Consider the following 13,918-nt stretch of genomic DNA (forward strand, 5'->3'; position numbering starts at 1 on the left):
CCGTAGAGGGTGACGCGGCTCAGGCCCATGGAGCGGGCGACGGGAATCGAACCCGCGTAATCAGTTTGGAAGACTGAGGCTCTACCATTGAGCTACGCCCGCGCTGCGGAACCATTGAACCAGATCAGCGGCGCGAGAGCACATTCGCAGTGGCGGAGGCGACATGCGTCTCCTCACAACGCCCCGGTCGGACCGGGGCACTACGCAGCGAGAACGGGTAATATCTCCAAGGTTGCCCCCCGGGGTGTAGCTCAGCTTGGTAGAGCACCCGCTTTGGGAGCGGGAAGCCGCAGGTTCAAATCCTGTCACCCCGACTCCGTGCCGGGACGCCCGCGTGCGGGCCCCGGGGCGCCATCTGAAACGTCCACCTACTGTCCATCTACAGGGAGACCTGACCAGTGAAGACCGAGTCCGAGAAGCTCAGCCCCACCCGGGTGAAGCTCACCGTCGAGGTGCCCTTCGACGAGCTCAAGCCCGCCGTCGAGACCGCCACCAAGAAGATCGCCGATCAGGTGCAGATCCCCGGCTTCCGCAAGGGCAAGGTCCCCTCCAAGCTCGTCGAGCAGCGCTTCGGCCGCCCGGCGATCATGCAGGAAGCCGTCAACGACGCCCTGCCCGACTTCTACCAGCAGGCAGCTGCTGAGGCGGAGATCAAGGCCGTCGGCCGCCCCGAGGTGGAGATCACCGAGGTCCCCGGCCTGGACGGCTCGGAGGACGGCAGCCTGCTCTTCACCGTCGAGCAGGACGTGCGCCCCGAGATCACGCTGCCCGACTTCTCGACCTATGAGATCGAGATCGAGGAGCCGACCGTCGACGAGGACGCCGTCGAGGTGCGCCTGAACGAGCTGCGTGAGCGCTTCGGCACCCTCGTGGGTGTGGATCGTCCCGCAGAGGACGGCGACTTCGTCTCCCTCGACATGGTCGCGACCATCGAGGACGACGAGATCGAGTCCGTCGAGGGCGTGTCCTACCAGATCGGTGAGGGCAACATGCTCGAGGGCCTCGACGAGGCGCTCATCGGCCTCTCCGCCGAGGAGACCACCACCTTCGTGTCCAAGCTGGCCGGCGGCGACCGCGCCGGCGAGGACGCCCAGGTGAAGGTCACCGCGCAGTCCGTCAAGGTGCGCGAGCTGCCCGAGGCCGACGACGAGTTCGCCGAGATGGCGTCCGAGTTCGACACCATCGACGAGCTCAAGGAGGATCTGCGCACGCAGGCCGCTGCTGACGCCGAGGGCAACCGTGTGGGCCTGGCCCGCAACGCACTGCTCGAGAAGCTCCTCGAGGAGCTCGAGATCCCGGTTCCCGAGCAGCTGGTGGAGGACGAGATCCTCTCCCACCTCGAGAACGAGGGCAAGGAAGCCGGCGATCCGCACGGCGAGGAGATCCGCGAGGACACCGAGAAGGCCGTCCGCGCGCAGTTCCTGCTCGACGAGATCAACGGCACCCGCGAGGTGAACGTCGAGCAGAGCGACCTCATGAACTACATGACCCAGCTCTCGGCTCAGTACGGCGTCGAGTCGAACCAGCTGCTGCAGATGCTCGCCCAGTCGGGCCAGCTCGAGCAGATCTTCTCCGAGGTCCAGCGCTCCAAGGCGCTCGAGGTCGTCCTCGCGGATGTCACCGTGAAGAACGCTCAGGGCGATGTCCTGGACCTGGGCCTGAAGGCCGAGGGCGCCGACGCCGAGGCGGCAGAGGCTGACGAGAAGCCCGCAGAGAAGGCACCGGCCAAGAAGGCTCCTGCCAAGAAGGCTCCGGCGAAGAAGGCTGCTGCGGCCGACGATGCCGACGCTGCCGAGGAGAAGCCCGCGAAGAAGGCTCCTGCCAAGAAGGCTCCGGCGAAGAAGGCTGCTGCCGCGGCCGACGCCGACGCCGCGGAGGAGAAGCCCGCGAAGAAGGCCCCCGCCAAGAAGGCTCCGGCGAAGAAGGCTGCTGCGAAGAAGGACGAGGCCGCCGAGGCGACCGACTCCGAGTGACCCACCGCCCCCTCGTGGGGCGTGAGACGACGCCGGGCCGTCACCCCACGGGGGTGGCGGCCCGGCGTCGTCGGTGGAAGACTCGATGGCCTGGGCCGCCCCGGCCGAGGATGGCCCGGGCCGCCCCGGCCGAGGACGCCCTCCCTGGAGGTCCCTGATGAGTTCGCCGACCGCATCTCGTCCGAGCAAGGTCACCTGGAGCTTCACCGCGTCCCTGGACGGGTTCATCACCGGGCCCGGACACGACATGGCATGGCTCGAAGCCTGCCCGAGGATGGACGAGTCGGTGGTCGCACGACTCGCCGCGGACGTCGGCGTCATCCTCTCTGGACGACGTGGCTACGACGCGGCACGGGAACAGGCCGACCAGCGCGATGAGCTCACCGCAGAGGCCTACGGCGGGGCGTGGAAGGGCACCGAGATCATCCTGACCCACCGCCCCGCGGAGCTCGCCGACGATTCCGCCGTCATGGCATGGAACGTGGATGTCGTCGAGGCGGTGCGCCGGGCGAAGCAGCTCGCAGCAGGCAAGGACGTGCAGATCATCAGCGCGGACATCGCCCGCCAGGCACTGGAGCACGGCCTCGTCGACGAACTCCTGGTGTTCTCGGCCTCGGTCATGCTGGGCGACGGCACCCGCGCTTTCGAGGTGCCCGGTGGGCGCCTGGTCGAGTGGGAGCTGGTCGGACCGATCCCCGGCGCGGAGGCGGCATTCGGCAGGATCTACCGGTCGCGCTGAGCGACGAGCTGAGCGATGCGCAGACAGGCGAGCGGCCCGGCTCCCCAGAAGGGAACCGGGCCGCTCGAGAGTCTGCGACTGCGGATCAGCGGTAGGTCACGAAGCCGATCGGGTTGCCCCAGATGGAACGCTCGACGACGCGCTGCTTGGAGCCGGAGGCGTCGATGATCTGGCCGTTGCCGGCGTAGATCGCGACATGGCCGGACCAGGCGACGATGTCACCCGGCTGGGCCTGCGACTGCGAGATCCAGCGGCCGCCGTTGGCGATCTGGCTCGAGGTGCGCGGGAGGGAAATGCCCGCGGCCTGGTAGGCGTAGTTCACGAGGCCCGAGCAGTCCATGCCGCCGAGCGAGGAGCCGCCCCAGCTGTAGGGGGTGCCGAGGGCCGAGCGAGCGGCGCTGACGATCGAGCTGGTGTTCGAGGAGGAGCTCGAGGTCGACGCGGCGGGTGCCGAGGCACCGCCGGTGGAGACGCCGCCGCCGTTGAGCGCGCTGCGGGTCTTCGATCCGACGACGCCATCGACCTGGAGGCCCTGGGATGCCTGGTAGTCCTTCACCGCGGCGTGCGTGCGCTTGCCGAACACGCCGTCGACGGACAGGCTCGCGCCGTGGTCGTTGAGCGCGGACTGCAGATCCTGCACGGCGCCGCTGCGCGAGCCCCAGCGGAGCTTCTGGGTGCTGTCCAGAACTGCGGTGGGCGCGGCGACGGTGGGGGCTGCGGGGGCGGCGTTGACCGCAGGGGAGGCCGGAGCGCTGGCGACCGGAGCAGCCGGAGCGGCCTGTGCGGCGCCGCCGACGAAAGCGCTGCCGAGGACGACGGTGCCGAGGACTGCAGCTCCACCGAGGCCACGGGCCGCGAGCTGGGCCTGGTGGGTCGGGAGCTGGGCGCGGCCGGGGGTGCGATGCGAGTTGTGCTGAGCCATGATGTGCGGTTCGTTCCTTCCGGTCCCGGCGGGGCCGGGGTGTACTGCAGGCTGTGGTGACCACCGTCTTCGAGGCGATGTAGTCACCGTAGGAGAGCGGAGGGCCCCCGGTAAGGGTGCTTGGCAGAGCCGGACCGTGGTTTTGGCATGCTTTTTACACAGGCCTTGCCGGACGTGACCCGATCTCGCCCCGACTTGACGAACTCGCGAGGGCTGGGACACAGCGAGACGCGCATCTCCCGGGTGGGAGGAGCTCTCCAGAGGGGAAGAGCGTTCTCGACCCCGACGGAGCCCGCTGTCCTGGTCCGCAGTGCGCCTGCGGCGAACAGGGCCCGCGAGAGCAGTGCCCAGCGCCTAGAGTCGTGTCATCGACGATTTCCGCTATGAAGGAGACACCGTGACCCGCGTGACCTCGCAGAGCACTCAGACCTCCCCGCCCCGCAACGCGGCTGGCGACACCCCCATGGGGCTGGACGACAACGTCTACCAGCGCCTCCTGCGCGAGCGCATCGTCTGGCTCGGGTCCGAGGTGCGCGACGACAACGCCAACGCGATCTGCGCCAAGCTGCTCCTCCTCGCTGCCGAGGACCCGGACAAGGACATCTACCTCTACATCAACAGCCCCGGCGGTTCGATCACCGCCGGCATGGCCATCTACGACACCATGAAGTACATCCAGCCGGATGTCGTCACGGTGGGAATGGGCATGGCTGCTTCGATGGGGCAGTTCCTGCTGACGTCCGGCACCAAGGGCAAGCGTTTCGCGACGCCGCACACCCGCGTGCTCATGCACCAGCCGCTCGGCGGCCTCGGCGGCACCGCGACCGACATCAAGATCCAGGCAGAGCTCATCCTGTCGATGAAGCGCACCCTCGCCGAGCTGACCGCCGAGCAGACCGACAAGAGTGTCGAGCAGATCACCGCCGACTCCGACCGCGACAAGTGGTTCACCGCGGAAGAGGCGCTCGAGTACGGCTTCATCGACAAGATCGTCACCGGCGCGCGTGACGTCACCGGCGGCGGCGGCACCGCCGACTGACCGGCCCCGGCACCCACCGACACCGTGACTCAAGGAGACCCAGTGACCTTCGATCCCCGCACCATCGGCGCCATGCCGACCGCCCAGGCCGGCCGGATGGCCCCGGCAGGCCCGCTTCCCACCTCCCGTTACGTTCTGCCTCAGTATGAGGAGCGGACCGCCTACGGCATGAAGCGCCAGGACCCCTACACAAAGCTGTTCGAGGACCGCATCATCTTCCTGGGCGTCCAGGTCGACGATGCCTCCGCGGATGACGTGATGGCCCAGCTGCTGGTCCTGGAGTCCCAGGACCCGGATCGCGACATCACGCTGTACATCAACAGCCCCGGCGGTTCGTTCACCGCGCTCACCGCGATCTACGACACCATGCAGTACATCAAGCCCGAGGTCACCACGGTGTGCCTGGGTCAGGCGGCCTCCGCCGCTGCGGTGCTGCTGGCTGCGGGCGCTCCGGGCAAGCGCCTGGCGCTCCCGAACGCGCGCATCATGATCCACCAGCCCTCGATGGGTGGAGAGGGCGGCGGCGGTCAGGCGTCCGACCTCGAGATCCAGGCCAACGAGATCATGCGCATGCGCGAGTGGCTCGAGGAGACCCTGGCCTTCCACTCCGGCCGCACCAAGGAGCAGGTCAGCGTCGATATCGAGCGCGACAAGATCCTCACCGCAGCCGGAGCTCTCGACTACGGCCTGGTCGATCAGGTGCTGGAGTCTCGCAAGGTGCCCCGCGCCCAGCTCTCGAAGTGACCTCCTACCGGTTCCGGCGCCTCGGCTGAGGTTCGCCAGGGTGCTGGAACCGCTGACATCAGCCCCTGCCCGCTTCCGAGCGTCGGCGGGGGCTGATGTCGTTCCTGCGGCGGTGGTCATCGCCTGAGGAGAGGGCTGAGGTTCCTCGCGGCGCGGCGTCCCGGGGTGCGTCGCCTACCGCGTCCAGGAGCGTCTGGGCGGTACCGTGGTGAGGGTCCGAGGGGCTCGAGCCGTGACCCGAAGACTCTGCAAGTGCACTGCTGACGGCCCGATGAAAGGACACGGACATGGCGCGTACGAGCGATGGGTCCGACGTGTTCAAATGTTCCTTCTGCGGAAAGTCGCAGAAGCAGGTCGAACGACTGATCTCCGGTCCGGGGGTGTACATCTGCGAGGAATGCATCGAGCTGTGCAACGAGATCATCGCCGAGGAGATCCAGGCTGCTCAGCCGGTCGCCCAGGATGAGGCTCCGCTCCCTGCTCCTCGAGAGATCTTCGACTTCCTCGAGGAGTATGTCGTCGGCCAGGAGCCCGCGAAGCGTGCGCTCGCGGTCGCTGTCTACAACCACTACAAGCGCATTCGTGCCCAGGACGCCGCAGAATCTGCGTCGCCGGCGAAGAGTGCTGCAGTGAGCCTCGCAGAGGAAGCCGACACGGGCCGGGATGACATCGAGGTCGCCAAGTCCAACGTGATGCTGGTGGGTCCCACCGGCTGCGGCAAGACCTACCTCGCGCAGACTCTCGCCCGGATGCTCGACGTCCCCTTCGCGATGGCGGACGCGACCGCACTCACGGAGGCGGGCTATGTCGGGGAGGACGTCGAGAACATCCTGCTCAAGCTCCTGCAGGCCGCCGATTATGACGTCAAGAAGGCCGAGCGCGGCATCATCTACATCGATGAGGTCGACAAGATCGGTCGCAAGTCGGAGAACCCGTCGATCACCCGCGATGTGTCCGGGGAGGGTGTGCAGCAGGCCCTGCTGAAGATCCTCGAGGGCACCGTCGCCGCGGTACCGCCGCAGGGCGGGCGCAAGCATCCGCACCAGGAGTTCATCCAGATCGACACCACGAACGTGCTGTTCATCGTGGCGGGTGCCTTCTCCGGTATCGAGGACATCATCGGCTCCCGCCTGGGCAAGCGCGGCATCGGCTTCGGCGCTGAGCTGCATACGCCCCTGGAGCAGGAGCAGATCTACGCCAAGCTGCTGCCGGAGGACCTGCTGAAGTTCGGGCTCATCCCCGAGTTCATCGGGCGTCTGCCGGTGATCACGAGCGTCTCGAACCTTGACCGGGACTCCTTGATCACCATCTTGACGGAGCCCCGCAACGCACTGGTCAAGCAGTTCCAGAAGATGTTCGCGCTGGACGGGGTGGAACTCGACTTCGAGCGCAGCGCCCTGGAGGCCATCGCCGACAGGGCGATCCAGCGGGAGACGGGAGCACGTGGACTGCGCGCGATCCTCGAGGAATCCCTGCAACCGGTGATGTTCGAGGTGCCGTCTCGCGACGACGTCGTGAAGGTCGTGATCACCGAAGGCGTGATCACCGAGGGCCGCGCCCCGCTGATGCTCACCGGCAAGGACGCAGACCGGGAGAACCCCCCGGCTCGCCAGGAGCGCACAGCATGACCGGTGCGGAGACGAGCCCCGCAGGCGACGATCACGCCGAGAGGAGGGCACGCGAACTGCTGCTGGAGGAGCGGCGGAGCATCGACAACATCGACGCAGCGCTCGTGCATCTGCTCGCTGAGCGTTTCGCCCACACCCAGCGCGTGGGAGTCCTCAAAGCGGAGCATGGGCTTCCGCCGGCCGATCCCTCCCGGGAGCGGAAGCAGGTGGAGAGATTGCGTGCGCTGGCCGACGAGGCGGGGCTGGACCCCACCTTCGCCGAGGCTTTCATGCGCTTCATCGTCACCGAGGTGATCCGCCACCACGAGCGGATCCGCGACCAGAGCTCCGTCGTAGCCCCGGCACCGAGCTCAGCAGAAGAGTGAGCTCTGCAGCGAGCTGACCAGGACGCGCTCCCCAGGTCCGCGCTCCCTGCGGCGGGGGGCATGGATAGTCCTCCCCATCGACGGATATCAGGGACCCCCGTAGTTTTCATCGAAGACGGATGGTGACGAACCGGGGGAGAGAACGATGGGTGGGTTCTGGGGAGCCGAGGTCGAGGCGCTGCGTCAGCAGGGCTCTGCTTGCGGCACGGCGGCAGGGACGGTGGAGGCGCTGCTGGGGAGGTGCACTGGGCTGATCGACGGAATCGAATGGATCGGCACGGACGCGGACTCGTTCCGCGAGCGATGGAGCGGCCAGGTGAAGCCGCTCATCGAGCAGATGATCGAGATGCTCCGAGCGGATGAGCACGAGCTGAACCGGCACGCCGAGGCCCAGGACGAGGTCTCCGCTGACGGCGGTGGAGGCGGGAGAGTCTCTCTGCCGGGTGTGCCGGTCCCGAGTTTCCCGTTCCCGGTCCCGAGTCTCCCGTTCCCGTTCCCGTTCCCGGTCCCGACGATCCCGAGATTCGGGATCCCCAACTGCCCAGTGATCAAGCCCGAGCTGGACGTCTTCGAGATCGGGACCCTCCCGATCCTGACGCTGCCACGACCGCCGGTGTGCCCGAGCTTCCCGCCGCCGGTGACGGAATACTGGCCGCTTCCGCAGCCACTCCCGATTCCGCAGCCGCTTCCGCTTCCACTTCCGCTGCCGCTTCCTGAGCCGTTGCCGATTCCGGAGAACTGGCCGTTGCCGCAGCCGCTTCCGCAGCCGCTGCCGATTCCCGACCGGTGGCCGATGCCGGACCCGCTTCCACGACCGGACATCTACCGGCTCTGAGCCGAGGAGCTGAGCCGAGGGGAACTGGCGGGTTGCCGCCACTCTGCCCGGGCGGGAAGACGAGAATCCAGCAGAGGAGAAGTCGGGCGACGGCGCCTGCGGCGTGAACGCGGTGGGTAGGATGCAGGCATGGCTCGCACAACGTTCCTCGACTGGCCGGTGATCCGGCAGCTTCGTGGGGCAGATCCGACCGGCCGCGGCGCAGCGGTCACCTCGGCCAAGACCCGCAGCACCGCCCCGCGCACTGCCGATGTCGACGGGGTGACCGACAGCGTCTGCCCGTATTGCGCGGTCGGCTGCGGTCAGCGTGTCTTCCACAAGGATGGCAAGGTCATCCAGATCGAAGGTAATCCGGATTCGCCGGTGTCCCGCGGTCGACTGTGCCCCAAGGGCGCGGCCAGCGAGCAGCTCGCGAACTCCTACCTCCGCCAGACGAAGGTCCGCTACCGTCGGCCGTACGCGACCGAGTGGGAGGACCTCGAGCTCGACACCGCGATGGACATGATCGCCGATCGCTTCATCGCCTCCCGTCGGAAGTACTGGGAGGAGGAGGACGAGCACGGCCGCCCTCTGAAGCGCACGATGGGAATCGCCAGCCTCGGCGGTGCGACCATCGACAACGAAGAGAACTATCTGATCAAGAAGTTCTTCACCGCCGCAGGCGCCATCCAGATGGAGAACCAGGCGCGTATATGACACTCCGCCACGGTTCCCAGTCTGGGAGCCTCGTTCGGACGTGGCGGTGCCACGCAGTCGGTCCAGGACTTCGCCAACGCTGACCTCATCGTCATCGAGGGCTCGAACATGGCCGAGGCGCACCCGGTCGCCTTCCAATGGGTGATCGAGGCGAAGAAGCGCGGCGCGCGGGTGATCCACGTGGATCCTCGCTTCACCCGCACCTCGGCGAACGCCGATCGACATATCCCGATCCGCTCGGGCACCGACATCGTGCTGCTCGGCGGCGTGATCCGGCATGTGCTCGAGAACGAGCTGTACTTCAAGGAGTACGTCCGGGCATACACCAACGCTTCGACGCTCATCTCCGAGGAGTACGGCGACCCCGAAGATCTCGGAGGCCTGTTCTCCGGCTACGACCCGGAGACTTCCACCTACGACAACAGCAAGTGGGCATATGCCGGTGGCGAGGACAGGATCGCCCGTGGGCTGCCCGAGCGCGACGAGACGATGCAGCATCCGCGCAGCGTGCTCCAGATCCTGCGGCGTCACTACGCCCGCTACACCCCGCAGATAGTGCAGGACACCTGCGGCATCGCCCCGGAGGACTTCGAGTATCTGGCGACCTCGATCGCCGAGGCGTCAGGGCGTGAGAAGACCACGATGTTCGCCTATGCGCTGGGCTGGACCCAGCACCAGGGCGGAGCGCAGATGATCCGCACCTCCGGCATCCTGCAGCTGCTGATGGGCAACATGGGCCGCCCGGGCGGCGGCATCATGGCGCTGCGCGGCCACGCCACGATCCAGGGCTCCACGGACATCCCGACGCTCTATCACATCCTTCCCGGCTATCTCCCGATGCCGAAGGTGGGCCAGGACGACTTCGCCGAGTTCACCCGCGGGATCGGCAAGAAGGAGCAGAAGGGCTTCTGGGCGAACGCGGATATCTACACCATCAACCTGCTCAAGGCATGGTGGGGCGAGAACGCGACCGTCGAGAACGACTGGGGATTCCATCATCTGCCCAAGCTGACCGGCGCGCACGGCACCTACCAGACCACGATGCGGATGCTCGAGGACGGGGTCGACGGATACTTCCTATTCGGCCAGAACCCGGCCGTCGGCTCCGCGAACGGGCGGCTCCAGCGCCTGGGCATGTCGCACCTGCAGTGGATGGTGGTTCGGGACTTCTACATGATCGAATCCGCCACCTGGTGGAGGGATGGCCCGGAGATCGAGTCCGGGGAGCTGTCCCCCGAGCAGATCGCCACCGAGATGTTCTTCCTGCCGGCGGCGAACCACACCGAGAAGGCGGGCTCCTTCACCCAGACCCAGCGCATGGTGCAGTGGCGCGACCAGGCCGTCCAGCCGCCCGGTGACGCCAAGAGCGACCTCGAGTTCATGTACGACCTCGGCGTGAGGATCCGCGAGAAGCTCAAGGACTCCACCGATCCTCGCGACCGCGCGATCCTCGATCTCACCTGGGACTATCCCGTCAACGAGCACGGCGAGCCCGACGCCGAGGCAGTGCTGGCAGAGATCAACGGCCGCCACCTCACCGGGGAGAAGGCCGGGCAGCCGCTCAAGACCTTCGGGGAGATGAAGGACGACGGCTCCACGATCGGTGGGTGCTGGATCTACGCCGGCGTCTACGCCGACGGCATCAACCAGGCCCGCCGCCGGAAGTCCGGCAAGGAACAGGACCAGACCGCCGCGGAGTGGGGCTGGGCCTGGCCTGCGAACCGTCGGATTCTCTACAACCGCGCTTCGGCCGACCCCCAGGGCAGGCCCTGGAGCGAGAAGAAGAAGCTTGTGTGGTGGGACGAAGAGGCGGGTCAGTGGATCGGCAACGACGTTCCGGACTTCCCCCTCACCAAACGTCCGGATGATCCGGGCGACCCCAGCAAGGGCGGCGCCGCAGCGCTCTCCGGCACCGATGCTTTCATCATGCAGGCTGACGGACGTGGCTGGCTGTTCGCCCCCACCGGGTTGGTCGACGGCCCGCTGCCGACCCACTATGAGTCCCCGGAGTCGAACATCCGCAACCCGCTGTACACGCAGCAGTCCAACCCCACCCGCGTCACCTTCCGGGACGAGGACAACCTCAGCTCACCCGGAGCGATGGGGCCGGGCGGAGAGGTGTATCCCTATGTGTTCACCACCTACCGGATCACCGAGCATCACACGGCTGGTGGGATGAGCCGTTTCCTGCCCTATCTCTCGGAGCTGCAGCCGGAGATGTACTGCGAGGTCTCCCCGGAGCTGGCCGAGGAGGTCGGGCTGGAGCCCTATGGGTGGGCGACCATCATCTCGGCGCGCAGCGCGATCGAGGCGAAGGTGCTGATCACCGAGCGGATGGTGCCCCTGAAGGTGGGGGAGCGGGTGGTCCACCAGATCGGGCTCCCGTTCCACTGGGGCCAGGGCACCGAGGCGATCATCACCGGTGACGGCGCCAATGACCTCATCGGCATGAACCTCGATGCCAACACCCAGATCCAGAACAGCAAGAACAACTCATGCACCCTCATCCCGGGGCGCCGTCCCCGGGGCGTCGAGCGCAACGAACTGGTCGAGGAATATCGCCGCCGGGCTGGTCTGATCCCGGAGGAGCATCCGGCGGTCGACGGCGCCGAGGGCGCCCCGGGGGCCGGACCTGCCGATGACTCCGTCTCCCACACCGTGCGGGGACCGGAGGAAGCCGGTGCGGTGCCCAGCGGAGAACGTTCGATGAAGGAGATGAAGCACCGATGAGCCTGCTCGCCGGACCAGAGGGACCCGCCGTGAACACCGGCTGGGGTCATGACCACGCGCGCAAGGGCTTCTTCACGGACACCTCGATCTGCATCGGCTGCAAGGCCTGCGAGGTGGCGTGCAAGGAGTGGAACCGCAACCCTATCGACGGCAACCTGGAGATCCTCGGCTCGAGCTACGACAACACCGGTGAGCTCGGGGCCAACACCTGGCGCCACGTCGCCTTCATCGAACAGGGCCAGGAGCGCATCGAGGAGGCCAGAGACTCGGGCCGCAAGCTCGTCAGCCTTGGCATGCCCGGCATCGGCCCGAAGACCTCGGGCCACCGCGGCGCGACTCCGGCCGGGGGTCTCTCGAGCACCGACCGCACCCCGCCTGACACGCCCGAGTTCCGCTGGCTGATGTCCTCGGACGTGTGCAAGCACTGCACCAACGCCGGCTGCCTGGACGTCTGCCCGACCGGTGCGATCTTCCGCTCCGAGTTCGGTTCGGTGGTCGTCCAGCAGGACGTCTGCAACGGCTGCGGCACCTGCGTGAGCGCCTGCCCCTTCGGCGTCATCGAACGGCGGGACGACGGCACCATCTCGCCCTTCGCCCATCGCGAGGACAAGGTCGACCGCATGGGCACCGCCAGCAAGTGCACCCTCTGCTACGACAAGATGGTCGACGGCCAGGAGCCGGCGTGCTCCGCGACCTGCCCCACCCAGTCCATCAAGTTCGGCGATCATCCCGACCTCGCCGTCGAGGCGCAGCAACGCGTCACCGACCTCCACGATCGCGGCATGACCGAAGCCCGGCTGTACGGCGCGAACCCCCAGGACGGCGTGGGGGGCACCGGCTCGGTGTTCCTGCTGCTGGACGAGCCGGAGGTCTACGGGCTCCCGCCGGACCCGCAGGTCCCCACCAAATCCCTGCCCGCCACCTACGCCCGGGTGGGCATCGCGGCCGCGGGCATGGTCGCCGTGGCCGCGCTCTCCTTCCTGGGAGGGCGTCGATGAGCCTCACCGAGTTCGATGCCGACCGCCCGCCCGAGCTGCCGCGGAAGCGTCGCAAGGGTCGAGGACGGCGCCGCCGCGGCCTCACCGAGGTCGGCATGGGAGACGGCTCCCGCGAGGGCGCCGTCGTCGAAGATGTCGAGTTCGAGCGGTCCGACGAGTTCGACTCCTACTACGGCCGTCCCGTGGTCAAGGCTCCGCCCTGGCGGGAGCCGATCGCGATCTACCTCTTCCTCGGCGGGGTCGCCGGTGGTTCCGGTCTGCTCGCTTTCGGAGCGCAGTGCACCGGCAGACCGCTGCTGCGCCGCAACTCCCGCCTCATCGCGCTCGGCGCAGTGGGCGCGGGCACGGCCGCACTGATCGAGGACCTCGGCCGTCCCGAGCGGTTCCTGAACATGATGCGCACCGTCAAGGTGACCTCCCCGATGAGCCTGGGGACCTGGATCCTCGGCGGGTTCGCGACCTTCTCCGGGGTGCTGGGCGCCCTCGAGGTGGACCGGATGACAGGGGAGAAGCTCCCGCTGGGCATGCTGCGGCGCCTGCTCGGCGGAATGGAGGGTCCCTCCTCGCTGGGACAGGCAGCGCTCGCACCCCTGCTGGCCTCCTACACGGGTGCCCTGCTGGGCAACACCGTCGTCCCGACCTGGGAAGCAGGCCGCGGGCACCTCTCCTATCTCTTCACCTCCTCGGCGAGCCTCGCCGCCGGTGGTGCTGCGATGCTCACCAGCCCCGTCTCGGAGGCCGGTCCGGCCCGACTGCTCGCCACTGCCGGGGTGGCAGGAGACGTGGTCTCCATGCACCTCATGAAGCGTTCGATGCATCCGCTGGAGGCCGAGCCGCTGGAGACCGGACGGGCCGGGTCGCTGCTTACGTGGTCCGAGCGTCTCGCGATCGCCGGCGGGATCGGCACTCTCCTCGGCGGGCGGAACCGCTACCTCGCGGCAGCCAGTGGAGCCGCTCTGCTGGCCTCCTCCGCGCTGACCCGTTTCGGGGTGCTGTATGCGGGGTTGGAGTCCGTGAAGGACCCGCGCCGGGTGATCGAGCCGCAGAAGGCACGGCTCGCCGCACGCCGCGCCGCAGGCATCACCGTCGACTCCATCACGACCGTCTGACTCCAGCGCCCTGGGCCTGGTGCCCTGGCCCTCGCCCTCGCCCTCGCGCGTCAGCGGGGCAAAGTAGGGCGATAGATCCAGCTATTCCCCCACTTTGCATCGCTGGCGGGGAGGGCGGCGCCGAGGGGAGGGCGGCGCTG

At 67.9% G+C, this 13,918-nt stretch carries 11 protein-coding genes and 2 tRNA genes; 11 read left to right on the forward strand and 2 right to left on the reverse strand.

Features of this window, described 5'->3' with window-relative positions:
- Positions 1-28 precede the first annotated feature (28 nt).
- Positions 29-102 (reverse strand) — tRNA-Gly (locus ABD893_RS15690).
- 138 nt (positions 103-240) lie between these two features.
- On the opposite strand from ABD893_RS15690, the gene ABD893_RS15695 reads away from it, so the two are divergent.
- The 3 genes from ABD893_RS15695 to ABD893_RS15705 all read left to right on the forward strand — a co-directional run bounded on the left by ABD893_RS15695 (position 241) and on the right by ABD893_RS15705 (position 2,712).
- Positions 241-314 (forward strand) — tRNA-Pro (locus ABD893_RS15695).
- An 84-nt stretch (positions 315-398) separates the two neighbouring features.
- A complete protein-coding gene (tig, locus tag ABD893_RS15700; RefSeq protein ID WP_345082462.1) occupies positions 399-1,973 on the forward strand; it encodes a trigger factor in 1,575 nt (524 codons plus the stop codon).
- A gap of 157 nt (positions 1,974-2,130) precedes the next feature.
- A complete protein-coding gene (locus tag ABD893_RS15705; protein WP_345082465.1) occupies positions 2,131-2,712 on the forward strand; it encodes a dihydrofolate reductase family protein in 582 nt (193 codons plus the stop codon).
- A gap of 85 nt (positions 2,713-2,797) precedes the next feature.
- Here ABD893_RS15705 and ABD893_RS15710 read toward each other — a convergent pair whose 3' ends face one another.
- Entirely contained in the window at positions 2,798-3,634 is an 837-nt protein-coding gene (locus tag ABD893_RS15710) for a C40 family peptidase (RefSeq protein WP_345082467.1), read from the reverse strand.
- A gap of 463 nt (positions 3,635-4,097) precedes the next feature.
- Between ABD893_RS15710 and ABD893_RS15715 the strand changes: the two genes are divergently transcribed.
- From ABD893_RS15715 to nrfD, 8 genes are all read left to right on the forward strand, one after another.
- Complete coding sequence (locus ABD893_RS15715; protein WP_345082972.1) at positions 4,098-4,673, forward strand: ATP-dependent Clp protease proteolytic subunit; 576 nt, start codon at positions 4,098-4,100, stop codon at positions 4,671-4,673.
- A gap of 72 nt (positions 4,674-4,745) precedes the next feature.
- The gene (locus ABD893_RS15720; protein WP_345082974.1) at positions 4,746-5,417 is read left to right on the forward strand and encodes an ATP-dependent Clp protease proteolytic subunit; all 672 of its coding nucleotides are present in this window, start codon (positions 4,746-4,748) and stop codon (positions 5,415-5,417) included.
- 287 nt (positions 5,418-5,704) lie between these two features.
- Positions 5,705-7,045 carry an ATP-dependent Clp protease ATP-binding subunit ClpX gene (clpX, locus tag ABD893_RS15725; RefSeq protein ID WP_345082470.1) on the forward strand — a complete coding sequence of 447 codons (1,341 nt, stop codon included), beginning with the start codon at positions 5,705-5,707 and terminating at the stop codon, positions 7,043-7,045.
- The gene (locus ABD893_RS15730; RefSeq protein ID WP_345082473.1) at positions 7,042-7,410 is read left to right on the forward strand and encodes a chorismate mutase; all 369 of its coding nucleotides are present in this window, start codon (positions 7,042-7,044) and stop codon (positions 7,408-7,410) included. The genes clpX and ABD893_RS15730 overlap by 4 nt, the downstream gene beginning before the upstream one ends.
- Before the next feature lie 544 nt (positions 7,411-7,954).
- The gene (locus ABD893_RS15735; protein WP_345082476.1) at positions 7,955-8,245 is read left to right on the forward strand and encodes a hypothetical protein; all 291 of its coding nucleotides are present in this window, start codon (positions 7,955-7,957) and stop codon (positions 8,243-8,245) included.
- Between the two features lie 129 nt (positions 8,246-8,374).
- Positions 8,375-11,671 (forward strand): formate dehydrogenase-N subunit alpha, encoded by a 3,297-nt coding sequence (fdnG, locus tag ABD893_RS15740; RefSeq protein WP_345082479.1) that lies wholly within the window; start codon positions 8,375-8,377, stop codon positions 11,669-11,671.
- Positions 11,668-12,669: a 4Fe-4S dicluster domain-containing protein gene (locus tag ABD893_RS15745; protein WP_345082482.1), complete on the forward strand. Its 1,002-nt coding sequence runs from the start codon at positions 11,668-11,670 to the stop codon at positions 12,667-12,669. Before fdnG ends, ABD893_RS15745 begins: the two co-directional genes overlap by 4 nt.
- Entirely contained in the window at positions 12,666-13,778 is a 1,113-nt protein-coding gene (gene nrfD, locus ABD893_RS15750; RefSeq protein WP_345082485.1) for an NrfD/PsrC family molybdoenzyme membrane anchor subunit, read from the forward strand. Before ABD893_RS15745 ends, nrfD begins: the two co-directional genes overlap by 4 nt.
- Positions 13,779-13,918 lie beyond the last annotated feature (140 nt).

This window comes from Brachybacterium paraconglomeratum, from assembly GCF_039541415.1.
Lineage (GTDB): Bacteria > Actinomycetota > Actinomycetes > Actinomycetales > Dermabacteraceae > Brachybacterium > Brachybacterium paraconglomeratum_A.